Genomic DNA, 26,078 nt, shown 5'->3' on the forward strand with positions numbered 1-26,078 from the left:
GTTCACCATTCCCAAAGATACGAGGCCAAGCGACCTCAGATCTTGATCACGTATTGCTGGTTATCGTTGGGGTTCTTGATAAGGTCGCACACCGCGGCGGTGTCCGACGGTTTCTGCTGCGGGAAATCTTCCAGCACCTTGAGCTTCTTGTCGTTGACCTCGGCGATGTGCACGTCGAGCACGCAATGGTGGGTCGGCGGGTCGATCGTGACCTTGCCCGAGGGCGCATCGATGCTGATTCCGGTTTCCAGTGCCTCGATGACCTTCATGCGGTCGACACTGCCGGCTTTCTTGACCCCTTCCGCCCACAGCCGGAAGCCTTGATAGGTTCCCATGGCAAGTTCGGTGACGTTGGGATAATCGGCGCCGAAGCGCTTGTGGAAGCCGGCAACGAAGGTTTCGTTGGTCTTGTTCTTCAAATCCTGGAAGTAATTGTAACAGATCAGCATGCCGTCGCACTCGTCCGGCGACAACACGATATGCTCGTTGCCGACGGCAAAGGTGGTCGACGCCATCGGAATGCTCTTGCGCATGCCCGCCGCGGCCCACTGACGATAGAACGACATGTGCGCGCCGCCGACCAGCGCCGACCACACGAAATCCGGCTTCTCCGCCTGGATCTTGGAGATGGTCGAGCCGAAATTGGTGACGTCGAGCGGGAAGAAGTCGATCGACAAGACTTGGCCGCCGTTTTCGGTGACGTATTTCTTCACCCATTGCGAGGTGATCTGGCCGTAATTGTAATCGGCTGCGACGACATAAACCTTCTTGCCCCATTTCTTCATGGCATAGGGCACGAGCTTTTCCACCGTTTGCGCCGGGGTCACGCCGGTGTCGAACTGATCGCGGTCGCAGACGCCGCCTTCATATTGCGTATTGTAGAAGTACAGCGTCTTGAAACGGTCGAGCACCGGCCGGATCACCTCGCGCGAGGCGGAGGTGATGCCGCCATGCACGACGGCAACCTTGTCCTTCAGCGCCGCCTGCTGGGCAAATTGCGTGTAAAGCTGCATGTTTGATTGCGTATCGTAATTGATTAATTTGATCTGCCGTCCCAGCAGGCCGCCCGCCGCATTAGCCTCTTCGACCGCGAGCGTCAGCGCATCGACCATCGGCTTGCCGTAGATGTCGAGCCCGCCCGACAGATCGTGGATGCTTGCGACGCCGATCGGATCTTCGGCCCAGGCACTGGAACCAAACATCCCGGCAGCGGCAGTAACAGCCGTGCCCTGTAAGAACCTTCTGCGATTGACCTTCATTGCAGTACTCCTCCTCGTTGTGGCCGGGATTTCATCAGACCAGGTATTTTTTCAAAATCGAGGCGCCCATGGTGTATTTCGGATCGACCATGTTTCCGAGCCGGATGCGTCCGGCCTGACTGAGAAGCATGTAAGCGTCGATTTCATCGAAGCCGTAATCCGCGCTCATCCAGCGCACGAGTTCGCGATAGGCGATCCGTGCCGCGTCTTCCAGCGGCCGGGCGCTGCCGATCGTCATGAGAAACTTTTCGGTCTCAAGCCGCGGCCACGCAAAACTCCAGTTCTTGATGACGTCGATCTGCAGCGTGACGGTGGCGCGCTGTTCGATCGCGACCCCCGACAACTCGCCGTCGCCCTGCGCCGCATGGCAATCGCCGACGTAGAGAAGGCCGCCTTTGGTATGCACCGGAAAGTAAAGGATCGCACCCGGCGCGACGTCGGGCAAATCCATGTTGCCGCCGTGATAGTCCGGCTGCAGCGACGAGATCGCCTCGATCTCGGGCGAAACCCCGATGGTACCGATAAACGGCTCGTAAGGCAGAGTGATCTTGTCGTTCCAGCGCACGCCGTCCTTGTCGACGTGCATTTTCCTGACCCGCTCCGGCAGGGGCGGATTGAGCATCGCCGTCGACGCCGTCCCGACCAGGCCGCCGAATTCCGGGATGATGCAGGTGGTGCCTGCGGGCTGCGCGCCTCGCGTCTCCACGGCATGAATGTGGACCGCGAGGCAATCGCCCTTCTCCACCCCGCTGACGGCAACCGGACCACATTGCGGGTTCAGAAAGGGAAACCGCAATTTCGCGGTCGGGCTGTCTTGCTCGCTGGTGAGGACGCCGCCGAAGGCATCTTCCGTCTCCACCACGACGACGTCGCCGGGATCGATCGTGAGCACCGGCTTGGCATAGGGCCCGTAGACATAGTGGAAGTCGCCTTGCGCCGCGATCGAGAGTTCGTGGCGTTTGCCGGCCTGCGCCTTGGCGAGGCCGCGCTTTGCCATGATCGAGGTCTTGAGCCAGGGATCGTTGATCATCGCGATATCCTCATTCGTCAAAACAACTTCCAGTCGCCGCCGGCCTCGACCGCGGAGGCAAGCTGTATCAAGGTCGTTTCCTCGAAATGCCGTCCGACCAGCATTAAGCCGACCGGCAGACCGTTGACACGGCCGCATGGCACCGTGAAGGCAGGATGCCCGGACACGTCGAACGAGCAGGTATTCGCCTGCATGTTGAGCGCGGTATCGATCGCGGTGCCAAGCGGCGCATCGGCCGGCGGAATCGGCGTTGCCGTGAATGGAATGGTCGGCATTGCCAGCACGTCGAATTTTTCCAGCGCCTCGTCGTAGGCTTGGCGCAGCAGTACTCTCAGGTTCTGTGCCTTCGAGTGATAGCGCCCGTGATAGTTGCGGTGCATGTATTCGCCGAGCATCAGCACCAGTTTGACGGTGGGGGAGACGTCGTTGATCCGCGTTCCCATGCCGCGGGCGAAGGCTTCCTGCATGGAAAGCGGATAGTAGCCGTGGATGTTGTTGCCGACGCCATATCCCTTCAGCATCATCTCGGCCGCGCCTTCCAGGATGATGCCGCTCCAGACATGCGGTCCATCAAGGTGCCAGGGCACCGAAATTTCCGCGCTATCGACGCCGACCTTTCCCAATGCCTCGATCGCCGCGCGCACCTTGGCATCGACCGCGGGATTGCTTTCGGGATGACCAAAGCCTTCGCGCACTACGCCGACGCGCAATCCCTTGGCCGGCTTGCCGATCGCGGCCATGTAATCGCCGGTCCGGGCCGCAATCGTTCGGGTGTCCCAGCCGTCATGGCCGGCAATTACCGTGAGCAGCCGGGCAACGTCTTCGACCGTGGCACCCATCGGACCGCAGTGATCGAGGGAATAGCTGATCGGCATCGAGCCCGTGGTCGGCACCAGTCCCCAGGTCGGCTTCAGGCCATAGATGCCGCACCAGCTCGACGGCGTGCGGATCGATCCGCCCTGGTCTCCGCCGAGCGTCATCGGCACTTCGCCGGCCGCTACCAGCGCCGCGCTTCCCCCTGATGAACCGCCGGCACTGTGGGCGACGTTGTGCGGATTGCGGATCACACCGCTCGCGCAGGTGTGGCTCGCGCCGGAAAAGCAGAGATCTTCGCAGGCCGCCTTGCCCGCGATGGTGCCTCCGGCGTCGAGGATCCGCGTCACCACGGTGGCATCGATCTCCGGCACGTATCCTTCAAGCAACGCCGATCCGTTCATCATAGGAACGCCGGCGACGCAGATGTTGTCCTTGATCGCGATCTTCTTGCCGGTCAGCAGACCGTTGCCGCCGGCATGGATATTCGTCTTCCAGTACCAGGCGCCATACGGATTTTCCGACGCCGAAGGCCGGTATCCGGGCGAGCGCGGCGCAATCGGCGCCAAGGCAGGCGGCACCAGTTCATCAAGCCGGCCATATGAGGCCAAAGGACCCTTGAAGGCCTGCTGAAACGCCGCAACCTCGTCAGCGGTGAGAACAAGCCCGAAATCGGATCCGAGATCATCGATTTGCTGCAACGTCGGAAGGCGCACCACCATGCTTCACCCACTTCTTGTCTTTCGGAAGAACAACGAAAAAAGCCATCCGCGACCCGAAAAGGCCCCGAATGGCATCAATGCCGCTGCTATCAATGGTCGCGTAGGCTTACGTTGCAGAACGAAATTTTGGCGGTCGTCACTCAGGCGACATCGGCTGCGCGAGAACTCTTTCGTCATGCACGTACTCACGTACCGGTACATTGTGTCTTAGCGTCGCCAGCCTTGTCAATGAGACCCGCACCTTTTTTATGCGCGGGTAGTCTCAAATGACGCGTAGCGCGGATTGATGATAAGAGGTGACAGACCGATCTTCTTGCGATGAGATAATTGCCGCGCAGCTCCCGGACTCCTGATGAAAAAGCCGTCCATCCCTCTCGGTCTCGTATTTTCCCAGTCGGGATCCTACGCCATGATGGCGGGCGAGATGCTCAAGAGCGCGTTGATGGCGATCGACGAGATCAATCAAAGCGCTCAGTTCGACTTCACCTTCGCAACTCATCTGCGTGATCCCGGCGGGGTCGTCGCCGCCTATCATACGGCGTGCGACGAGCTCATTCGCGAAGAGCGCGTCGATCACATCGTCGGCTGTTATACGTCGGCCTCGCGCAAGCAGGTCATTCCCATCGTCGAGCGCACCGAACGGCTGCTCTGGCATCCGGCGCGGTACGAGGGGTTCGAAAGCAGCGACAACGTGATCTATGTCGGGGCCGCGCCCAATCACAACGTCGTGCCGCTGGTGCGGCACATGCTGGACCACATCTCCGGTGACGTGTTCTGCATCGGGTCCAACTATGTCTGGACCTGGGAAACCAACCGGGTCATTCGTGAAATCGTGACGAGCGCGGGCGGCGGCATCCTCGCCGAACGCCTGCTGGAGCTCGGCGAGACCGCGGTGGGCCACATCGTCAAGGAGATCATCGAGCGAAAGCCGCCGGTCGTGTTCAACACGCTGGTCGGAGAATCCAGCTACGCCTTCGTCCGCGCGCTCCACGAGGCGACGGCACGCGCCGGCCTCACGATCCCGATGCTGAGCTGCAGTCTGTGCGAACCCGAACTGAAGCTGATCGGACCGGCGGCTTCCGTCGGATGCATCACGTCGTCGGCTTATTTCGAGAGCATCGAACACTCCGAGAACCGCGCTTTCGTTGCGCGGTGGAAGGCCCGCTACGGCGCGTACAGCAGCCCATCCGTCGATGGACAATCGACGTATGTCAGCGTCATGCTGCTGGCCCGCGCCATCCGCCGCGCCGGCTCGGCCGATGTCGCGGCGGTCCGGCGTGCCGCCGCCAACCATCGCTATGATTCTCCGCAAGGTCCGGTCTGGGTCGATCCCGACAACAACCACTGCTTCCTGACACCCCGTTTGGCACGTTCTGTGCCTGGATGTCAGTTCAAGATCTTCTGGGAAGCCGACGCCCCCGAACGCCCCGACCCCTATCTTTCGAACCTCGATCTGGCGGCGATTGGCACAAGGCTGCAAAAGAGCAATGATGCGATGACGAAACGGTCCAACCATCTGCGTGTGGTGAAATGACAAAGCCATCGCCTTTCTCGGTCCGCGGCCGGCACGCCCTCATGGCGATGCGGGACGAACGCGAAATCGCCATGCTGCGCCGCCAGCTCAACCGGCTGGGTATGACGACGACACAATATGATCCGACCGGGTTACCGCCGCGGGACGTATCCGTTGACGTCATCGTGGTGGACGCAGACTCCATTCCCATCAAGTCCGATCCGGCCACGGCATGGAAGGCCGGCACGCCGATCATCGCGCTGATCGGAACCGAGACGCCCAGCCGGTTGAAGTGGCTGCTCGACCTGAAGCCGGCATCTTTCCTGATCAAGCCGCTGCGCTCGGCGGGACTCTATACCGCATTGGTGGTCGCTTTCGATTCGGCGCAGCGCAAAGTCGATGAAGCCGCCCATATCGAGAGACTGGAGGATCGCATTCGGTCCCGGCGCATCGTTTTCGCCGCGGTTCTGCAGCTCATGCGCGGTCACGGCCTCTCCGAAGAAGCCGCGTTTACGCTGGTTCGACAGACGGCGATGCGGCACCGCACGACGATCGAGCAATTGAGCGCCGAGATCATAGCGGTCGGTGGCATGCCGAACCGGACGACGCGGACCGCATGATTTGAGATCATCGCGCTATCCGAGATCGTTGACACGCTGAACGCCGGCGTCAGCCATTCCAGCCCAGGCAGCATCGAGCGACCCCGCCAGATCGATGGCCCGGCATCCGGCCTCGACGAGCACGGTGTCGAAGCCGAGCCGGCGCGCATCGACAGCGGAATAATAGACGCAATAGTCCGTTGCGAGCCCGACGAGAAAGATTCGCCGCAAGCCGCGTTCGCGCAGATAACCTGCGAGGCCCGTCGGGGTACGCCGGTCGTTTTCATGGAACGCGGAATAGGAATCGATCGCCGCGCGAAAACCCTTGCGGATCACCAGTTCCGCCCGGTCTGTCGCCAGTTGCGGATGAAAGGCCGCGCCCGGCGTGCCCTGGATGCAATGATCGGGCCAGAGGGTTTGCTGCCCATAGGGCATGCTGATCGTGTCGAAGGCAGCAGCGCCCGGATGGGATGTGGCAAAGGAACTGTGACCCGGGGGATGCCAGTCCTGGGTCAGCACGACGTGATTGAAGCGCTCGGCGAGCCGATTGATGACCGGCACCACGGCATCGCCGTCGGCAACCGCCAGCGCGCCGCCGGGGCAGAAATCGTTCTGCACGTCGATGATCAGCAGCAAATCGTCGTCGCCAAGCCGCATCTGCATGTTGGTCTTGCCCATCATCCGATCGCCACTCTTTAGCGCAAAGCACAGGCGGCGGCAGCAGGGAATTGCAGCGCGCGATTTATTTGCATACGAATGAATAATCCAACTTGATCGGGCCGCCAAGCCGCGCTCAAATTCGGGTTCGAACCGGCGACCGCATTGAACAGCAAGGGAACAAGTCCATGGCCCACGATGAACCTCAGGCAGCCGGTCGCAGCAAACTGGTAATCCGCAATATCGGCCTGCTGCTCTCGGGCGCCATGGAAAAGCCGATCCTCGATGCCGACACGATTGTCGCGGAAAACGGCAAGATCACGGGAATCGGCCGCGCCAAGGATATAGATGCCGAAGGCGCCACCACCATCATCGATGCCAATGGCACCACGGTCGCGCCCGGCCTGATCGACAGCCACGTTCATCCCGTCGCCGGCGACTGGACGCCGCGGCAGAACCAGATCGGCTGGATCGACAGTTTTCTGCACGGCGGCGTCACCACCATGATCTCGGCGGGCGAGGTTCATATGCCCGGCCGCCCCCGCGACGTCGTCGGCCTGAAGGCGATGGCGATTTTCGCGCAGCGCGCGTTCTGGACGCTCCGCCCCGGCGGCGTGAAGGTTCACGCCGGCGCGCCGGTCATCGAAAACGAGATGGTCGAGGAAGATTTCAAGGAATTGGCAGCGGCCGGTGTCAAGCTGCTCGGCGAAGTCGGTCTCGGCGGCGTCAAGGATGGCCCGACCGCGCGCAAGATGGTCGGATGGGCACGCAAATACGGTATTCAAAGCACCATCCACACCGGCGGTCCCTCGATTCCCGGCTCCGGCCTGATCGACAAGGACGTGGTGCTGGAAGCCGACACCGACGTGGTCGGCCACATCAACGGCGGCCACACCGCCCTGCCCGATGACCAGATCCGCTGCATCTGCGAGGGCTGCAAGCGCGGCCTCGAGCTGGTGCACAACGGCAACGAGCGTTCGGCGCTTTATACGTTGCGGATCGCGCGCGAGATGGGCGATCTCAGCCGCGTTATCCTCGGCACCGATTCCCCCGCGGGCTCCGGGGTGCAGCCGCTCGGCATTCTGCGGATGGTATCGCTGTTGTCGTCGCTCGGCGATGTGCCCGCGGAAATCGCGTTCTGCTTTGCGACCGGAAACACCGCGCGAATGCGCGCGCTGGACTGCGGCCTTGTCGAGGTCGGACGGGCGGCCGACTTCGTCATCATGGACAGGGCGCAGCATTCCCCCGGCAAGACCATCCTCGACAGCGTGCAGCTCGGCGACTTGCCCGGCATAGGCATGACCATCATCGACGGCATCGTCCGCACGCAGCGCAGCCGCAACACGCCGCCGGCGACGAAGGTGCCTGTCATCGTCGGGCACTGACCGATCTCGATTTTCGTTCGAAACCTGTTCTGCCCGGGAGCCCGCATGACCACACCGCTCGATCCTGTCATCGCCCAGATCATTCCGCTGCTGCCGCTGCGCGATCCCGAGACCATGACGCCGCAGAGCGCGCGCGATGCGCTCCGCGCGCTGGCCGCGGCGCGTGCTGCCGTTCCGCCGCCGCAGGTGGCGAGCGTGGCTGATATAGAGGTGAAGGGCGCCGCCGGGCCACTCGCCGCGCGCGTCTACCGCCTCTCGCGGGAAAAATCGCCGACCGTGGTGTTCTTCCACGGCGGCGGCTGGGTCGCCGGCGATCTCGAAACCCATGACCGGCAGGCGCGCCTGCTCGCTATCGAGACAGGTGCGGTCGTCGTCTCCGTCGACTACCGGCGTCCGCCGGAAACACGTTTTCCCGGCGCATTCGAGGACGCCTTCGCCGCCGCGCGCGACATTATCGCTGGTATCGCCGAGTTCGGTGGAGACAGCACGCGGGTTGGCGTCGCCGGGGACAGCGCCGGCGGCAATCTCGCGGCTGCCGTTGCGATCGCCTGCCGCGACGCGGGCATCAAGCTCGCCGCGCAGTTGCTGGTCTACCCCGTGACCGATGTCGCCGGAAACTACGCCGACGCCGGCGAGAACGCGCGCTTTCCCTCCCGCGCGGAAAACGCCGAAGGCTACTTCCTGTCGCGCGCGGTGATGGAATGGTTCGCCGGCCATTATCTTGATGACGCCAGGCACGGCGGGGATTGGCGGGTTTCGCCGTTGCGCGCGAAAAGTCTCGCCGGGCTTGCCCCTGCGATCGTTTGCACGGCGTGGTTCGATCCGTTGCGCGACGAAGGCAAGGCCTATGCCGACGCGCTCGCCGCCGCCGGCGTCGCGACGAACTACTATGACGGCAAAGGCCTGATCCACGGCTATTTCGGCCTTGGCGAAGTGTCGGAAACCGCGCGGCGCGAGGCGCAACGCGCGCGCGCCGATTTCAAGGCATTGCTCGAACGCGGCGCGTGAGGCGCTTCGCGGGTAATGACAGTTGGGCGAGATAATCGATACCCCACGTCATTGCGAGCGCAGCGAAGCAATCCACTCTTTCTTTGTGTTGCAGCATGGATTGCTTCGCTGCGCTCGCAATGACGGAATGACACACCTTCGCGATCTCGCGGCGCGGTGCGTCCGAGGTTTGCCAAAAACATCCGCCCTGAAAACAGAGGGCGTGGGGAATGCCGGGCGCCCGATGCACCCGCAGCCTCGTGTGCGCTATTGGTAGCAAGTATGCACACGAGTATTCACAGCGAGCCATCGGAAATCACCCGACATTCCCGCACGCAATGGTTTACGGCTTATACCGTGCTCTCCCCGGTGATCGGCTTTCTTGCCACCGTCGTTACGCGGATTAATCCGCAAACTTGACACCAGCGTCGGGGTGTCAGGACCACACGTCTTCGCCGTCCGCCAAATCAGTGCGCTCGTCAGTCGCACCGCCGGCGTCCATCGCATCTCGCCCCGCGTTCGTGACGATCGCGAGCGCCCCTGTAGTCGGGACGAGACGGCGAGAGATATACAGCTGATTTACGTCTTCTGAAAATCAGAATATTTTTCGCCATGGGGCTGGACAAGCCGCGACTACACCAAATCTAGCCCGTCAGGCACGTGTTTTTTGCGCGACACGCTATCCGCCGATCCGACGGAAGAGAAAAATTTGACCCGTCGGGCAAATCACCGGCATCTGTTCATCATCACGGCAATCAAAGTGTTTCTGGCGAAGTGGGAAACCGGTTCGCGTCAAAAAAACGCGTCGAACAAAGACAAGAGCATCGTCACGAATTCACGAGCGCCAAGGCCGTCATTGCGAGCGCAGCGAAGCAATCCATCCCTCCCCACGGAGAAAGAATGGATTGCTTCGTCGCAATGACGGCGATCCAATCTCACGCACGGCTTTTTCGGCCTCGCGGCGCGAAGCGCCCGAACCGCGCCAAAACTGTTCGTCCCGAAAACAGAGGGCGTGGATGCCGGGCGGCCCATCGGACGCGTTTGCTGCGGACCCGTTGGCGCCTCTGGCTGTCCACATCACCTCAACTTGCTCAGCAGCACCAACAGCGTCTCGCGCTCCTTCGCATCGAGCGGCGCCAGCGTCTCCTTGGTGATCGCCAGCGCGTTCGGTGCGGCTTTTTCTGCCATCTGCTGGCCGGCACGGGTGAGGCTGACCAGCAGGCGGCGGCCGTCTGCGGGGTCGGCGCTGGTCTCGGTCAGGCCGCGCGCGGTGAGCCGGTCGATCACGCCCTTGATGGTGGCGACATCCATCGCCGTCAGCCGCCCAAGCTGGTTCTGCGAGCACGGTCCGGTCTCGGTGAGCTTGGCCAGCGCCGCCCATTGCGTCGGCGTCAGGTTGATTCCGATCTCGCGCGCGAAGATCGTGGCATGGCGCTGCCACACCTGGCGCAGGATGAAACCGATCTGCTCCTCGAGAATATAAGCCGGCCGCGAAGGTCTTATGCTTCGTTTCGGCGAAATACTCCTGGCCATCCCCCTGCCCCTTTTTGCCGGCGCTCACAGCGCCAGATGCGCATCGCGAATGTCCGGACGCGCATCAAGCTCGCGCATGGTACCGGTAAAACAGATACGGCCGCGCTCGATGATATAGGCGCGGTCGCAGATCAGCCGGGCGAAATGCAAATTCTGTTCGGAGAGCACGATGCTGACGCCTTCCTTCTTCATGATCAGGATCGCCTCGACCATCTGCTCCACGATCTTCGGTGACAGGCCTTCCGACGGCTCGTCGAGCAGCACCAGCGACGGGTTACCCATCAAGGTCCGCGCAATCGTCAGCATCTGCTGCTCGCCGCCGCTCATGCGCCCGCCCGCGCGGCCGCGCATTTCGCCGAGGTTCGGAAACAGCGTAAATAATTTTTCCCGCGTCCAGTGCGGCGCGTTCGGGCGCACCGGCTGTCGGCCAACTTCAAGGTTTTCCTCCACGGTCAGGTCCGTGAAGATGCGCCGTTCCTCCGGTACATAGCCGAGCCCGCCACGCACGATTGCGTGGGTCGGCTGAGCCGAGACATCCCTGCCCTCGAACAGGATGCGGCCGGTACGCTGCGCGACCAGACCGACGATCGAGCGAAAGGTGGTCGACTTGCCGGCGCCGTTACGTCCGAGCAGCGCGACCACCTCGCCGTCGCCGACCTCGAGCGCGACGTCGAACAGGATGTGAGCCGGGCCATAATGGCTGTTGAGATCCTGCACGCTGAGCTTCATGCCGGCGCCCCGTCGCGATGGCTGATGTCGTAGACCAGGCCCTCGCCGAGATAGATGGCGCGAACTTGCGGGTTACGCCGAACTTCTTCCGGTGAGCCTTCGGCGATCAGTGTGCCGCGATTGAGCACCAGGATGCGATCGGCGTGTTCGAACACCACGTCCATGTCATGTTCGGTAAAGAGAACGCCGATCGATTTTTCCCGCGCGATCTCCGCGGTAAGCCGCATCAGTTCGATGCGCTCGCGCGGCGCCATGCCGGCGGTCGGCTCGTCCATCAAAAGCAGTTTTGGCTGATTGGCGAGCGCGACGGCGAGTTCCAGCCGCTTGAGATCGCCATAGGCGAGTTCGCCGCAAGAGCGTTCCGCGTAACCGCCCATGCCGACGAGTTCGAGCAGCCCGCTGGCCTCCGCTTTCGCAAACCGCGGCGTCGAGGCCCGGAGATTGAACAACTGCCTGTGATACGACACCAGCGGGACCTGGACGTTCTCGCGCACCGTCATGGTCGGAAACGTTGCCGTGATCTGGAAGGTCCGTCCAACCCCCATTCGCCAGATCTCGCGCGGCTTCTTGCCGGTAGTGTCCCGGCCGAGCAAATGGATCCGGCCGGAATCCGGAACGTTCTGGCCGTTGAGCATGTCGAAGCAGGTGCTCTTGCCGGCGCCGTTGGGTCCGATCAGCGCCAGGATTTCGCCGGCCTTCAGTGCAAACGACACACCGCGCACCGCATGGACGCCGCCATAGGATTTGCTCAGGCCTTCGACTGAAAGCAGCGTGGGCGCGGTGCTCATTCGGCGGTCTCGATTCGCGAGTTCAGCAGTGCGGACTTCGGCGATGCCGGCCGGCGGCGATTCCGGATCGTCTCCAGCATCCCGACAATGCCCTTCGGGAAGGCGACCACGATCAGGACGATGACGCCGCCCAGCACCAGCTTGGACAGGTCGGTCTGGCTCACCAGCCAAATCGACAACGCCTTGTAGACGATGGCGCCGACCACGGCGCCGGACACCGTCTCGACGCCACCCAGCAGCACCATCACAAGCGCATCGACCGAGAGCGAGATGCCGAGATTGTCGGGAAAGACGCTGCCCTTGAGATACGCGAACAGCGCGCCGGCGATGCCGGCGACGGTGCCGGCGATCACGAAGGCGGTCCACCGGATGCGCTTGCCGTCGATGCCGACAGCCTCGCTGCGCAGCGGCGAGTCGCGCGTCGCCCGCAGCGCGAAGCCGAACGGAGAGAATACGACGATCCGAAGTGCGGCGACCGCCAGCGCGGCGACGCCGAGCGAAAGCCAGTAGAAATGCGTCGGGCTCGCCGCCCATTTCTCGGGCCAGACGCCGAGGATGCCGTTGTCGCCGCCGGTGACGCTGACCCATTCGAACGCGATCGACCAGACGATCTGCGCGAAGGCCAGCGTTAGCATCGCGAAATAGACGCCGGACAATTGAACGGCGAAGAACCCGAACACCGCCGCACCCAGGCATCCCAGGAGCGGACCAAGCAGAAGCGAGACGATCATCGGCAGTCCGGCGAGCTTGGCGAGGAGCGCGACGCCGTAGGCGCCGAGCCCGAAATACGCCGCATGGCCGAACGAGGCGAGCCCGCCGACCGACATCAGGAAATGCAGGCTGGCGGCAAAGATCACGAAGATCGCAATCTCCGAGCCGACCGTGAGCGCGTAGTTGCCGCCGATCAGCGGTAGTGCCGCCGCCAGGGCCAGTGCGGCGATCGCCGCGAGGCGTTCATTCGACGTCAGCGGACGCCACGGGTTTACGGTCAGCCCGGGCGTGCGGCGTGCCGGCGCTTCCGCCTTCCCGAACAGGCCCCATGGCCTCACGATCAGCACGGCGGCCATGACCAGGAATACCAGGATGATGGAAATCTTCGGAAAGATCAGGATGCCGAACGCGTTCAGCTCCGACACCAATACCGCCGCCACAAAAGCGCCGATGATGCTGCCGAGGCCGCCGATCACCACCACCACGAATACGTCTACGATGATCCGCAGGTCCAGGGCATGATGCACGGCGTCGCGCGGCAGCTGCAGCGCGCCGCCGAGCGCGGCGAGAAACACCCCGACCGCGAACACGCTGGTAAACAGCCATTTCTGGTTAACGCCGAGCGCCGCCACCATGTCGCGGTCCTGCGTCGCCGCGCGAACCAGCACGCCCCAGCGTGTTCGCTGAAACAGCAGCCACAGCACGCCGAGCACGACCGGACCGAGGCCGATCAGGAACAGGTCGTAAGTCGGAATATTCTGGCCGAAGAAATCGACCGCCCCCTTGAAGCCCGGCGCGCGGCGGCCCAACAGGTCGCTCGGTCCCCAGATCAGGACCACGAGATCCTCGACCATCAGGGTCAGGCCGAAGGTTGCGAGAAGCTGAAACAATTCCGGCACATGATAGATCCGGCGCAGCAGGATCATCTCGACCAGCGCGCCGACGACGGCCACGATCAGCGCCGCGGCGACGATGCCGCCCCAGAAACCGACCGCGCCGGAAAATCGTTCGGTCAGCGTAAACGCCACATAGGCGCCAAGCATGTAGAACGCGCCATGGGCGAAATTCACGATCCGCGTGACGCCGAAAATGATCGACAGCCCCGACGCCACCAGAAACAGCGACGCCGCGCTGGCAAGACCGGTCAGGAACTGAACGAAGTAAAAGGCCATTTGCGGTCCGGGCTAGCGCGCTTTCCGATACAGTGGCTTCATCCTTCGAGACGGCGCTTCGCGCCTCCTCAGGATGAGGTCGTTCCCTTCTCACCTCTCCCCGCCTGCGGGGACGGTTATCGCATTCTTACCCTCCCCTGGAGGGGGAGGGTCGGCACGCATCGCGCGAAGCGAGATGCGTGCCGGGGTGGGGTGATCTCTCAACTTGGGCACTGTTCAAGGGGAGAGACTGTCACCCCACCCCGCTCGCACCGGACGATGCTGCGCATCGCCGAGCGCGAGCGACCCTCCCCCTCCAGGGGAGGGTAAGGTGAGTCCCTCATTCTTTCGGGCGCATCTTTTCGATTTCAGCGTCGCTGGGCAGATAATCGGAGCCCTTGCGATAGGACGTGCCCACCATGATGCCCTTGCCGTCCTTGAGCGCGGTCTTGCCGATGAACGCGCCCAGCGTCGACTGGTGGTCGATCTTGCGGAAGGTGATCTCGCCGAACGGTGACGGCACCGACAATCCTTCCGCTGCCGCGATCAGCTTATCCGGATCGCTGGAGTTGGCCTTGGCCAGAATGGCCGCGGCGGACTTGATGGTCTCGTAGCCGACGATCGAGCCGAGCCTCGGATAGTCGTTGTACTTCGCCTGGTAGGCCTTCAGGAACGCGGCATGCTCCGGCGTCTTGATGCTGTACCAGGGATAGCCGGTGACGATCCAACCTTCCGGCGTTTCATCCTTCAGCGGATCGAGATATTCGGGTTCACCGGTCAGGAAACTGACCACCGCGCGATCCCTAAACAGGCCACGGGTATTTCCTTCGCGCACGAGTTTGACCAGATCGGCGCCGAAGGTGACGTTGAGGATGGCTTCCGGATTGGCCGCGGCGACGGCCTGCACCACGGGACCCGCGTCGATCTTGCCCTGCGGCGGCCATTGCTCGTCGACCCACTGAATATCGGGGCGCTTTTCCGACATCAGCTTCTTGAACACCGCGACCGCGGACTGGCCGTATTCATAATTCGGCGCGATCGTCGCCCAGCGTTTTGCCGGCAGTTTTGCGGCCTCTTCCACCAGCATGGCTGCCTGCATGTAGTTGGAGGGGCGCAGCCGGAAGGTATAGCGGTTGCCCTTGGCCCAGGTGATCGCGTCGGTCAGAGGCTCGGCGGCAAGAAAGAAGACCTTCTTCTGGTTGGCGAAGTCGCTGACGGCGAGACCAATGTTGGACAGGAAGGTGCCGGTCAGCATCGCCACGTTCTCGCTCGACACCAGTTCATTGGCCGCGGTCTGCGCGTCGGCGGGCTTGCCTCCGTCATCCTTGGAGATGACAACGAGTTTCTTGCCGTTGATGCCGCCGGCGGCATTGATTTCCTCGACCGCGAGCTGCCAGCCCTTGCGATAGGGCTCGGTAAAGGCGGGAAGCAGCGAGTAAGAGTTGATTTCGCCGATCTTGATCTCGCTCTGCGCCATGGCCGAATGCGCCATGCCGCTGAACAGAATCGCGAACCCCGCGCCCAGGTAGATCTTGCTTCGTTGCATCCCTAACCCTCCAGTGTTGATAAACCAGTTATCGAAGACCGTCCTCGCCCTTGATTTCCGCCGTCGTCAGGCCGCCGACGCGCGGCAGCGGCCTGCCGCTGTCGGTGATCGCGACCGCGACCATGATCTCGTTGGCGCGCGGCGCGTCGTTGATTTGCACTTCCATGCCGTCGAAATGGCTGCGCACGAACGCCGCGTCCTTGTGGCCGAGCGGAATATCGAGCGTCGTGCCCGGCCCGCTGCGCTTCTTCGATGACGGAATCAGCGCCGCGCCCTTGCCGAGGATCTTGCGCACCGGCGCGCCCATCTTCGGGTGCAGGATCGCGGCCGCGTGTTCGAGCTCGCCATTTTCGCCGACCGCAGCCGCCTTGCCGTAGCTCTGCGCCCTGGCGCCATCAATTCCGAGCGCGGCAACGGCCCTTGCCGCGAGCAGCTCGCCGAGTTCCTCGCCGATCGCGATCAGCGGGCTGAGGTCTTCGACATATTTTCCGGCGAACGGATTTTCGATCACGGCGATGGCCGCCGCCCGCCGGGTCGGCGGCGAGACGGTCTGTCCCATCTCCAGCAGCGTTTCCTCGACCACCGTGACGATCTTGCGAATGACCGCGCTCATCGTTGTCAACCTCGTTGCCTGAGTTCTCTGAATTTAGACATGCATCGCGCTTTCCGTTGCGCTGCTGCGGCGTTGGGTTTGCAATCCCGGCATCTCGATCGCCCTCGCCGCCACAATGATCATCTCGCCCTGCAAACGCAATGTGGCGCCGTCGATCAATCCGGCCGCGAGCTGCCTTCGCGCGCAAGCCGCGCCGGCTTCGAGCGCATCCTCGATTTCGCCGGCTGACAATTCGCCGACGCCGCGGGTGACAAGCCGCGCGCCGAGATCGCTGTCCGGCTGCAGATCTCGGGCCGGGCAGCGAACGATGCCAGGGTGTCCGGGCAAATCGACTGAATTGGCAATGATGGTGGCGGCAGCGTCGGCCTGCGACGCGGTCCGCGCCAGTACGGTGACGGCGTCGGCAATGCCGAGCGAAAAACTGCGTCCGTGACGCCCACTGGTCGCGACCCCTTGCGTGGGGTCATCGTGACCGATGATCATGGTTCGCATCAAACCGGGCTGGTCGGGCCGGTCCGCCAGACCCACGGTAAAACGTTCTCCGTCCGCCAGATGCAGCGCGATGTCGCCGCCATTGTTGACATAAGCGCGCTCAAGCTGCGCCTCACGCAGCATTGCGCCGAGAATCTCTTCCGCGACGGCGCCTGCGACCGCCGCCATCGGCGTGATGAAATGTTCGGCGGCAAAAGGCGCCACCGCCGCATGCATGCGGCGAGCCACCGTGCCCCGCAGCAGGCACCGCGTGGGGTCGGCTGCTTGGCGCAATTCCGGCAGTTCATCGCAGAGTTGATCGAGCAGACCGGTAAAGCGGTGTGCCGCGGCGTCATAAGCCAACCGCACGTTCGCCTCGCCGCCGCGCGCTTCCACGATCAGGTCGATCGGGCCGTCCTGCAGGTGAAGCCGCCTCCCATCAGCCAGAAAACTGATTTGCGGGCGTCTCGTCATGCGCGCGGTCCCGGCGTCGGTGGCTGCGAAGGCATCTGGCGGATTTCGGTATTGTCCTTCAGCGACGCCAGCGGACGAACATGATCCATATGGCCGCCCAGCGCCGCATAATCCGACAGCCGCAACGTGAACTCGATCGGCGCCACCAGCGCCGGCGTCGGAACATAGCCGAACGCGCCCGCCGGCAACCGCGTGACATCAACCATGAAGGTGATGCCGCCGCCCGGCCAGACATAGACCGGCGCGCCGCCGCTCGTGACGCGTGTCAGCGCGTCCTTCACCGAGCGCGTCAGCCGCACCGGATTGTCGGTGACTCCAGCCCGCAGCGACCCGCCCGCCCCGCCCATAAAGAGCACCGTGCATAGCGCCGGTTCGCAGTTCTCCCGGATCCGCTCGACCGATTGCTTGAGATCGGCCGGCATCTGCTTCTCGATCGGCTTGAGCGTCTCGTCGAGTTCGTAATAGGCCGCGTGCTCGCCGGTCGTGCTGACCATCAGCATGGTCATACCGGGACGCGCGGTCTTCGGATCGAACGGGCCCAGCACCGACAGCGGGTCGGAGATCATGGTGCCGCCCCAGCCGGTGCCGGGCTCGGCGACCTGGAAATAACGGCCGGGCGTCGAGCGCCGTCCCTTCATCTTGATTCCGGTGTCGGGAATATCGAGCAGCTTGCCGGCCTGGTGCTCGCTGAGAACGCCGGTGATGTGGTCATCGACCACCACGACCTCGTCGACCTTGCCGTGCCATTGCTTGGCAAACATGCCGATCGTCGCCGAGCCGCAGCCGACCCGCATGCGCTCCTCGGCCACGCCGTTGACGATCGGCGGATAACCGGCCTGCACCACCACGGTCGCACCGCCGTCGATGGTGAGTTCGACCGGCTTGCAGTTGCTCAGATCCATCAGCGCGTCGCAGGTGACGCGGCCTTCTTTCTTGGAGCCGCCGGTGAGATGATGAACGCCGCCCAGCGACAGCATCTGCGAGCCGTATTCGCTGGTCGTCACGTGGCCGATCGCCTCGCCCTGCGCGCGGACCGTCGCCGTCTCGGGTCCGAGATAACGGTCGGTGTCGATCTTCACCTTGACGCCGCAATAACTGAAGATGCCTTCGGTCACCACGGTGACCATGTCGACGCAGTCGATTTCCGAAGACACGATGAAGGGCGCCGGCTTGTAGTCGGGATAGGTGGTGCCGGCGCCGATGGCGGTCACGAAAACGCTGGGCTCGCGCACGATCTTGCCGTCCCAGTCGCCGCCGGCCTGAAACGGCACCAGCCGCCCGCCATGGGACACCGTTCGCTCCAGAACGATATGAGGGTCGACGCGGACCAGTTCGCCATTGTGATTGGCGTAGCGGTCGCAGGCCCCCGCCGCGCCTGGCCTGATGTAGCACATGACCGGACACGCATCGCAGCGGATCTTGTCGGTGGCAGCCTCAGTCGCATCAGTCATGCATGAACGAGCTCACAAGCCAGCGTCAAACTGTCCAACGCCTGGATTGACAACGATGTACGTTGTCCCAAACCAGGCAAATCGAGACGGTGTTCGGCATATCGCGGCCGGGACACTTTGTTCGTATACGAATGATGTTGCGCGTGCAGCAAAATACTGTCAAGCGCCGCCGGCCGCGAAAACACGCCCCTGCCGAATAAAAGCTCAGTTGCCTCCCATCTCTGTTCATAAACCGGGCACAAGCATCGGCCGGGAATGGCATGCTTGCACGTTTGTATGCAAACGGTATCCTCACACGGATCTACCGCGCAGTTTGCAGCGCAACGACCGGGCCGGAACCACAGGCATGACGCAGACCCCGATCCGCCTCGCAGTCAACGGCAGGATCCATCACGTCGACGCCGCTCCCGATACCGCGCTGCTTTACGCATTGCGCAACGATCTGGAATTGAACGGGCCGAAATATGGCTGCGGGCTTGGCGAATGCGGCGCCTGCGCCGTGCTGATCGACGGCATCGCCGCCCGCTCCTGCGTGATCCCGATCAGCGGCTGCGTCGAGCGCGACATCGTGACGCTCGAGGGCCTCGGTTCGCGCGATCATCCCGATCCGGTGCAGGCCGCCTTCATCGGCGAACAGGCGGCGCAATGCGGTTACTGCCTCAACGGCATGATCATGACGACGAAAGCCCTGCTGATGCGCAACCCGCGGCCCTCCGAGACCGAGGCCCTGGAGGCGTTGCGCTACAATCTTTGCCGATGCGGCGCACATGTTGAAATCATGCGCGCGGTGATGCGGGCGGCGGGTCATGTCGTGGAGGCGCTGGATTGATGACCGCGCCGGCTTCGGACGATCGCGAACTTGAGCCGGGATCGTTGTCGATCGTTCGCCCCGCCGTTCCAGGTGCGGCAGGCGTAGTCGAGACCTTCATCAAGATAACCGCAGATGGTTCGGTCACCGCCTTCAACGGCCATGTCGACCTCGGGACCGGCATTCGCACCGCGCTCGGACAAATCGTCGCCGAGGAACTCGACGTGTCCTTTGCACGCGTCGTCGTCGTGCTGGGCGACACCTCGCGCGTGCCCAATCAGGGCCCAACCATCGCCAGCGAGACCATCCAGGTATCAGCGGTGCCCTTGCGCAACGCCGCGGCGCAAGCGCGGCAGTTTTTGCTGGCCCGTGCTGCGGAACGGCTCGAACTTCCCGCGGCAGATCTATCGGTGGAAGATGGCCTGGTCCGCAGCCGCGACAACCGCAGCGTCAGCTACGGCGAACTGATTGCCGGCGAGACGATCCGCCTTGAACTGGCGGAGGACGTTGAGGTCAAGGCGGTCGATGCCTACACCATTGTCGGGCAGTCGGTGCCGCGCACCGACCTGCCGGCGAAGGCGACCGGTGAACTGGTCTACGTTCACGACGTGCGTCTGCCCGGCATGCTCCACGGCCGCGTCGTTCGCCCGCCCTACGCCGGCGTCGATTCCGGCCCGTTCGTCGGCACCAGCCTGATCGCGGTCGACGAGACCTCGGTGAGCAATATTCCCGGGCTGGTCGCGGTGGTCACGATCGGCGATTTCGTCGGCGTCATCGCCGAACGCGAGGAAAACGCGGTCAAGGCGGCTGCGCAACTGAAGATCAGTTGGAAGCCGACGCCGACGCTGCCCGATCTGAAGGACGTCGAGACCGCGCTGCGCGCCCATCCCTCGATGCCGCGAACCCTGATCGACAAAGGCGACGTTGACGCGGCCCTTGCCGCTGCCGCCAAGCCGATGCAGCGGACCTATATCTGGCCGTACCAGATGCACGGTTCGATCGGGCCGTCCTGCGCCGTTGCAGATTATCAAGACGGTCACATCAGGGTGTGGTCCGGCACGCAAAATCCGCACATCCTGCGCGCCGACCTGGCGCTGTTGCTGCAACGGCCGGATGCCGAAATCGATGTGATCCGGATGGAAGCCGCCGGCTGCTACGGCCGCAACTGCGCCGACGACGTTTCGGCCGATGCGGTTCTATTATCGCGCGCCGTCGGCCGTCCCGTCCGCGTACAGCTGACGCGCGAGCAGGAGCACGCCTGGGAGCCGAAGGGCACCGCGCAGCTGATGGACGTCAGGGGCGGCCTGCGTGCCGATGGCAGCGTCGCCGGCTACGATTTTGCGACACGCTATCCGTCTAACGGCGCGCCCACTCTGGCGCTGCTGCTGACGGGGGCGGTTGCGCCGGTCCCTGATGTGTTCGAGATGGGCGACCGCACCGCGATCCCGCCTTACGACTACGACGCTATGCGCGTGGTCGCGCACGACATGCCCCCGATCGTTCGCGCGTCGTGGCTTCGCGGCGTCTCGGCGTTGCCGAACACGTTTGCCCACGAATCCTATATCGACGAGCTGGCAACCGAGGCTGGTGTCGATCCGATCGAATATCGCCTGCGGTATCTCAGGGATAAGCGCGCCGTCGATCTGGTCAACGCCGTAGCCGAGCGCGCCGGCTGGAGCCCGCGTCCCGTCCGGCAAGAGCCGATAGCCGAGGGCGATGTCGTGCGCGGGCGCGGTTTTGCTTACGCGCTCTATGTGCACAGCAAGTTTCCGGGCTACGGCGCGGCGTGGTCGGCCTGGATCGCCGACGTCGCCGTCAACAAGGCCACCGGCGATGTCAGCGTGACCCGCGTGGTTGCCGGTCAGGATTCCGGCCTGATGATCAACCCCGAGGGCGTCCGTCACCAGATCCACGGCAACGTCATCCAGTCGACCAGCCGGGCGCTGATGGAAGAGGTTTCGTTCGACCGCAATTCGGTGACGAGCCGCGAATGGGGCGCCTACCCCATCATCAAATTCCCCGATATTCCCAAGATCGACGTGTTGATGCTGCCGCGGCAGGACCAGCCGCCGCTCGGCGTCGGCGAATCCGCATCCGTCCCGAGCGCCGCGGCGATTGCGAACGCCATCTTCGATGCAACCGGCGTGCGTTTTCGGGAATTGCCGTTCACGCCGGAACGAATTCTTGCGGGGTTGCGCGGCGAACAGAGTGTCGCACCAGGCGCATTGCCATTAACGGCGGCCAAGCCTCCAGCTTCGGCCGACAAGTGGCAAAATCCATTCGCCCGCCGACGCGGTGCCTTTGCGACGATCGCGGCGTTATGTACCGCAGCGGTCGGCATCGCCATCGCCGTGCTGCCGTGGCGGTCGATCGCGCCGATCGCACGGCCGGATGCGTCGGTCTATTCGGCCGCCACCATTGCCCGCGGCCGGCAACTGGCCGCGCTCGGCGATTGCGCGGTTTGCCATACTTCGGCAGATGGGGCGGTCAATGCGGGCGGCCGGGCGATCGAGACGCCGTTCGGGACCATCTACAGCACCAACATCACGCCCGATCCCGAGACCGGCATAGGCGGCTGGTCCTATCCCGCCTTCGAGCGCGCCATGCGCGAGGGCATCCATCGCGATGGCCGGCATCTTTATCCGGCATTTCCCTATCCGCATTTCGCCAAGGCAACCGATGCCGACCTGCAGGCGCTCTACGCGTATCTGATGGCGCAGGCGCCGGTGCATGCCGGGAATCCCAAGACCCAGCTCGCCTTTCCGTTCAATTGGCGTCCGCTGATGGCGGGATGGAACGCGCTGTTCCACCAACCCGCCATATTCGAAGCCGACGCGACGAAATCGGAAGTTTGGAATCGCGGCGCCTATCTGGTCGAAGGCCTCGGCCACTGCGGCGCCTGCCACTCGCCGCGCAATGCGCTCGGCGCGGAAAAAGCCAAAGCCTATCTGGCCGGCGGGTTCGCGGAAGGCTGGGAGGCGCCGGCGCTGACGTCGCTTTCGCAGGCGCCTATTCCCTGGAGCGAGGACGAATTGTTCGCCTATTTGCGCTCCGGCGAATCCCGCTTTCACGGTGTCGCCGCCGGCCCAATGGCGCCGGTGGTGAAAGAACTCGCTGGCTTACCCGACCAGGACATCCGCGCCATGGCGGTTTACCTCGCCTCGTTCAGCGAGAGCGCCATCGGTCAACCGGCCCAGGACGTGCGGGCCGCCCAACTCGAGACCTTGACCAGCACCAGGGTGGCTTCGGCATCGGCTCCCGGCGCACGGCTTTATGAGGGCGCCTGCGCGGTTTGCCATCAAGTCGGCGGGCCGCCTTTGTTCGGCAGCCGGCCATCGCTGGCGCTGAACAGCAATCTGCATAGCGCCGTGCCGGACAATTTGATCCAAGTGATCCTGCACGGCATTACTGCTCCGGTGTCGAGCGATCTCGGCTACATGCCGGCCTTCAAGGACAGCATGACCGACGATCAACTCGCCGAACTCGTCTCCTACCTGCGGCAGCAATTCGCCCCGGACAAGCCGCCCTGGACCGGTGTGCGCGCAGCCGTCAGCCGGGCCAGAGGCTAGCTAACGCACCGAACAACCGCTGCATGGCAACGGCGGGCACCGCCCGCCGTTTTCGTCCAATGCCGTCGTTACGCAACAACTTATCTATTCCCGGCAACGCGCCGAACCGGCCGCGCGTCGCGTTGTCTCGGCTGCACGGGCACGGCTCCGATTTGTGGTCGGCCAGCGGCGTCCATTCTGGACGCCATCGCCAGCAATGCGTTGCGATCAACCTTGCTCAACGCGTTGCGCGGCATTTCCTCGATGATCAAAAGCCGCTCCGGAACCTTATAGGATGCAAGCCGTCTCGCGGCCTCGCTGAGAATTTCGGAAAGGACCGTATCCTTCGTCCCGTCGGCGAGCTTTACGAAACCGAACACGCGCTGTCCGAATACCGCATCCGGTATTCCCACCACGGCGGCTTGCTCGACCGCGGAATGCGAGGCGACCAGCGCCTGCTCCACCTCGGGAGGCGAGATATTGGTGCCGCCGCGAATGATGATGTCTTTCTTGCGGGATACGAACCAGAGCTCATCGTTCTCGCCGCGCCGCATCAGATCCCCGGTATGATACCAGCCGGCCTTCAGGCATTCCTCTGTCGCTCGAGGATCGTTCCAATAACCTTCGAACACATTCGCCCCGCGGATCAGAAGTTCTCCGGGTTCGCCGTCGGCGACATCAGCGCCATTTTCGTCCACCAACCGGATTCGGGCACCTTTCTGGATCCGCACGACCGGTCCACGTTGCAGGCCGAAAGTCAGGGATCCCACGGCTTCCGTTGCAGCCCAAAAATTGCGGAGATGTACGCCAAAGGTCGATGTAACCTGATCCTGCAGATCGATCGGGCAGACATCCGCCCCGGTCAGGCAGATTCGCAGGGAACCCAGATTGCGCGGCTGGGCTCGCTGACTCTCGAGAAGCGCCGCATACTGGGCCGGGAAGCCGATACACCAGGTGCAGCCATGGCGTTCGATGGTGTCCAGCACAGCGTCGGCGTCAAAGCCTTCGAGCAGGACGAAAGGGGCGCCGAACTGAACGAAGGACAGAAGGCAGATGAGCCCGCTCATATGCGCCATGGGCAGCGGCAGGAGCATGACGTCATCGTCCGAAAATCCCCAGTGCCCGACGATCAGATCCACCGATTCGGATAGCGTTGCCGGCGTATGAACCACGAATTTCGGCTGGCCGGTCGTCCCCGAGGTATTGATCAGCACGGCAGGCTTGTACGATGCGGCCGGGAATCGCAAACTCCCGTTACTGGCCTCGTCAAACAGCCCTTCCCAGGGCTGGACGCCGTGATCCTCAAAGGTCCCGTTGACGATGAAGCGCTTGTTCCTGGGGAGAATTGAAGCGTCAACGGGTGCAACATTCTCGTAGAGCCCGATTTCGCCAATATAAATTGCCGGTTTCAACCGCTGCAGGAGGGGGGCGAGTTCGGCGAATTTGAAGGCCGTGCGCAATGGGGCCGCGATGGCCCCCAATTTAAAGCAGGCATAGTACGCGATGATCATTTCGGGACGGTTCATCATATGAAGGACGACGCGATCACCCGGTCCGATACCGCGCTTAGCCAGTCCGCGCGCGAGCCGTTCAGCTTCGATCGCAAGCCGCTTGTAAGTCCAGACCTGTTCGCCGAAGACGAATGCAGTACTTTGTGGCCGGGTTTCCGACTGGCGTAGGAGGGCGTCCATGGGGGTCATTTTCATTGGCTGGTCTCCGGTTGCTGATATGTGACAGCTAGCCTGGACCGGCCGCACTACGGCCCGATTTCAGCTTCGGAAGAAATGGTTGCAATCGTAGCCGAGTGGGCCAACAGGTGGCGGAAACCGGATAAACCTCGCTCGCCCCCCGGAGCGGGATCGGACGGCGATCAGGCCGGACGGCCGTCCCTCAGGCGGCCGGGGCGTTGGCAGCCGACGGGCGCAACCGAAAGCCACTGGTTGCAGGGCTCCCGGCGAGCTAGAGTTGTAATATGGCAGTCACAGATATTGCATCCCGGACCTACAATCACGGCTGGCGGCTCGATCCGATCGTGCGCAGCCTGCTCGATACCGATTTCTACAAGCTGCTGATGGTGCAAATGATCCGGGAATTCTACCCGAACACGCGCACCACCTTTTCGGTCATCAATCGCAGCCGGCACGTCCGGCTCGCCGAGGTGATCGACGCGGGCGAGCTTCGCGCCCAGCTCGATCACGCCCGCAGTATCCGCTTCAGCAAGAAAGAGCTGATCTGGCTTGCCGGCAATACCTTCTATGGCAAGACCCAGATGTTTTCGCCGGACTTCATCAACTGGCTCGCCGCGTTCCGCCTTCCCGAATATGAGCTGCACAAGGTGGATGGCCAATACGAATTGCATTTCCATGGGCCCTGGACCCACACCACGATGTGGGAGATTCCGGCGCTTGCGATTCTCAATGAGTTGCGCTCGCGCCAGGTGACCAAGGGACAGGGGCGATTTGTCCTCGACGTTCTCTATGCCCGAGCCAAAGCCAAGCTTTGGGCCAAGGTCGAGCGTCTGCGCAAATTGGACGGCTTGCGCCTTTCCGATTTCGGCACGCGGCGGCGCCATGGTTTCCTGTGGCAGCGCTGGTGCGTCGAGGCGGTCAAGGAAGGCCTGGGGCCGTCCTTTACCGGCACCTCCAACATCTTGCTGGCAATGGACAACGATCTCGAAGCGATCGGGACCAATGCCCATGAATTGCCGATGGTGGCCGCGGCCCTCGCGAACGACGATACTGAATTGCGCTGGGCGCCGTATCGCGTCCTGGATCAGTGGCGCCATACCTATGGCGGCAATCTTCTGATCGCCCTTCCCGACGCCTTCGGCACCACGTCATTCCTGCGGGATGCGCCCGAATGGGTGGCGGACTGGACCGGCTTTCGACCGGACAGTGCGCCGCCGATCGCGGCAGGCGAAGAAATCATCAAATGGTGGAAGCAGAAGGGCCGCGACCCCAGGGAGAAGCTCTTGGTGTTTTCCGACGGAATGGATGTCGGATCGATCGAGGAAACCTACCGTCACTTTGCGGGACGGGTGCGGATCAGTTTCGGCTGGGGCACCAACCTGACCAACGATTTCGTGGGCTGCGCGCCTGACGGCTCGGTCGATCTCGACCCGATCTCGATCGTCTGCAAGGTGACGTCGGTCGACGGCAGGCCCGCCGTGAAACTCTCGGACAATCCGGAAAAGGCTACCGGTGACTTGTCCGAAGTTGACCGCTATCTGCGCGTGTTTGGAAACGCAGGCCGGGTGCGCAGCGCTGTGCATGTCTGAGGAGCGGCACAAA

20 protein-coding genes are annotated in these 26,078 nt (G+C 63.1%); 7 read left to right on the forward strand and 13 right to left on the reverse strand.

Annotation, left to right across the window (positions count from 1 at the left end; translation table 11 throughout):
- Positions 1-35: 35 nt before the first annotated feature.
- From B5527_RS29815 to B5527_RS29825, 3 genes are read right to left on the reverse strand one after another with little or no spacing between them, the layout of a single operon-like run.
- The gene (locus B5527_RS29815; protein ID WP_079604700.1) at positions 36-1,259 is read right to left on the reverse strand and encodes a transporter substrate-binding protein; all 1,224 of its coding nucleotides are present in this window, start codon (positions 1,257-1,259) and stop codon (positions 36-38) included.
- Between the two features lie 34 nt (positions 1,260-1,293).
- Positions 1,294-2,289: an acetamidase/formamidase family protein gene (locus B5527_RS29820; RefSeq protein WP_079604701.1), complete on the reverse strand. Its 996-nt coding sequence runs from the start codon at positions 2,287-2,289 to the stop codon at positions 1,294-1,296.
- A gap of 17 nt (positions 2,290-2,306) precedes the next feature.
- Complete coding sequence (locus B5527_RS29825) at positions 2,307-3,824, reverse strand: amidase (RefSeq protein ID WP_079604702.1); 1,518 nt, start codon at positions 3,822-3,824, stop codon at positions 2,307-2,309.
- Positions 3,825-4,176: 352 nt separating this feature from the next.
- Between B5527_RS29825 and B5527_RS29830 the strand changes: the two genes are divergently transcribed.
- The gene (locus B5527_RS29830) at positions 4,177-5,358 is read left to right on the forward strand and encodes a transporter substrate-binding domain-containing protein (RefSeq protein ID WP_079604703.1); all 1,182 of its coding nucleotides are present in this window, start codon (positions 4,177-4,179) and stop codon (positions 5,356-5,358) included.
- Entirely contained in the window at positions 5,355-5,957 is a 603-nt protein-coding gene (locus tag B5527_RS29835) for an ANTAR domain-containing response regulator (RefSeq protein WP_079604704.1), read from the forward strand. Before B5527_RS29830 ends, B5527_RS29835 begins: the two co-directional genes overlap by 4 nt.
- 15 nt (positions 5,958-5,972) lie before the next feature.
- Here B5527_RS29835 and pncA read toward each other — a convergent pair whose 3' ends face one another.
- On the reverse strand, positions 5,973-6,617 hold the full coding sequence (pncA, locus tag B5527_RS29840) for a bifunctional nicotinamidase/pyrazinamidase (RefSeq protein ID WP_245332313.1): 645 nt from the start codon (positions 6,615-6,617) through the stop codon (positions 5,973-5,975).
- Positions 6,618-6,781: 164 nt separating this feature from the next.
- Here pncA and B5527_RS29845 point away from each other — a divergent pair, with 164 nt between their 5' ends.
- Positions 6,782-7,978 carry an amidohydrolase family protein gene (locus B5527_RS29845; RefSeq protein WP_079604705.1) on the forward strand — a complete coding sequence of 399 codons (1,197 nt, stop codon included), beginning with the start codon at positions 6,782-6,784 and terminating at the stop codon, positions 7,976-7,978.
- 45 nt (positions 7,979-8,023) lie between these two features.
- Positions 8,024-8,986, forward strand: coding sequence for an alpha/beta hydrolase (locus tag B5527_RS29850; RefSeq protein WP_079604706.1), 963 nt, complete (start codon positions 8,024-8,026; stop codon positions 8,984-8,986).
- A 1,056-nt stretch (positions 8,987-10,042) separates the two neighbouring features.
- Here B5527_RS29850 and B5527_RS29860 read toward each other — a convergent pair.
- From B5527_RS29860 to B5527_RS29895, 8 genes are all read right to left on the reverse strand, one after another.
- Entirely contained in the window at positions 10,043-10,498 is a 456-nt protein-coding gene (locus B5527_RS29860) for a MarR family winged helix-turn-helix transcriptional regulator (protein WP_079604708.1), read from the reverse strand.
- 24 nt (positions 10,499-10,522) lie between these two features.
- Positions 10,523-11,227, reverse strand: coding sequence for an ABC transporter ATP-binding protein (locus B5527_RS29865; RefSeq protein WP_079604709.1), 705 nt, complete (start codon positions 11,225-11,227; stop codon positions 10,523-10,525).
- Positions 11,224-12,015 (reverse strand): ABC transporter ATP-binding protein, encoded by a 792-nt coding sequence (locus B5527_RS29870; RefSeq protein WP_079604710.1) that lies wholly within the window; start codon positions 12,013-12,015, stop codon positions 11,224-11,226. The genes B5527_RS29865 and B5527_RS29870 overlap by 4 nt, the downstream gene beginning before the upstream one ends.
- The gene (locus B5527_RS29875) at positions 12,012-13,898 is read right to left on the reverse strand and encodes an ABC transporter permease (RefSeq protein WP_079604711.1); all 1,887 of its coding nucleotides are present in this window, start codon (positions 13,896-13,898) and stop codon (positions 12,012-12,014) included. The genes B5527_RS29870 and B5527_RS29875 overlap by 4 nt, the downstream gene beginning before the upstream one ends.
- A 319-nt stretch (positions 13,899-14,217) precedes the next feature.
- Positions 14,218-15,423, reverse strand: coding sequence for an ABC transporter substrate-binding protein (locus B5527_RS29880; RefSeq protein ID WP_079604712.1), 1,206 nt, complete (start codon positions 15,421-15,423; stop codon positions 14,218-14,220).
- 28 nt (positions 15,424-15,451) lie between these two features.
- Positions 15,452-16,036 carry an amino acid synthesis family protein gene (locus B5527_RS29885; protein WP_079604713.1) on the reverse strand — a complete coding sequence of 195 codons (585 nt, stop codon included), beginning with the start codon at positions 16,034-16,036 and terminating at the stop codon, positions 15,452-15,454.
- 33 nt (positions 16,037-16,069) lie between these two features.
- Positions 16,070-16,981, reverse strand: coding sequence for a UPF0280 family protein (locus B5527_RS29890; protein ID WP_079604714.1), 912 nt, complete (start codon positions 16,979-16,981; stop codon positions 16,070-16,072).
- Positions 16,978-18,432, reverse strand: coding sequence for a 6-hydroxynicotinate reductase (locus B5527_RS29895; protein ID WP_079604715.1), 1,455 nt, complete (start codon positions 18,430-18,432; stop codon positions 16,978-16,980). The genes B5527_RS29890 and B5527_RS29895 overlap by 4 nt, the downstream gene beginning before the upstream one ends.
- A gap of 346 nt (positions 18,433-18,778) precedes the next feature.
- Between B5527_RS29895 and B5527_RS29900 the strand changes: the two genes are divergently transcribed.
- Positions 18,779-19,261, forward strand: coding sequence for a (2Fe-2S)-binding protein (locus tag B5527_RS29900; RefSeq protein WP_079604716.1), 483 nt, complete (start codon positions 18,779-18,781; stop codon positions 19,259-19,261).
- The gene (locus tag B5527_RS29905) at positions 19,261-22,809 is read left to right on the forward strand and encodes a molybdopterin cofactor-binding domain-containing protein (RefSeq protein WP_079604717.1); all 3,549 of its coding nucleotides are present in this window, start codon (positions 19,261-19,263) and stop codon (positions 22,807-22,809) included. The genes B5527_RS29900 and B5527_RS29905 overlap by 1 nt, the downstream gene beginning before the upstream one ends.
- An 80-nt stretch (positions 22,810-22,889) precedes the next feature.
- Here B5527_RS29905 and B5527_RS29910 read toward each other — a convergent pair whose 3' ends face one another.
- A complete protein-coding gene (locus B5527_RS29910; protein ID WP_079604718.1) occupies positions 22,890-24,494 on the reverse strand; it encodes a class I adenylate-forming enzyme family protein in 1,605 nt (534 codons plus the stop codon).
- A gap of 266 nt (positions 24,495-24,760) precedes the next feature.
- Here B5527_RS29910 and pncB point away from each other — a divergent pair, with 266 nt between their 5' ends.
- Positions 24,761-26,065, forward strand: coding sequence for a nicotinate phosphoribosyltransferase (gene pncB / locus B5527_RS29915; RefSeq protein ID WP_079604719.1), 1,305 nt, complete (start codon positions 24,761-24,763; stop codon positions 26,063-26,065).
- Positions 26,066-26,078 lie beyond the last annotated feature (13 nt).

The sequence above is a fragment of the Bradyrhizobium erythrophlei genome (genome assembly GCF_900129425.1).
Classification (GTDB): Bacteria; Pseudomonadota; Alphaproteobacteria; order Rhizobiales; family Xanthobacteraceae; genus Bradyrhizobium; species Bradyrhizobium erythrophlei_C.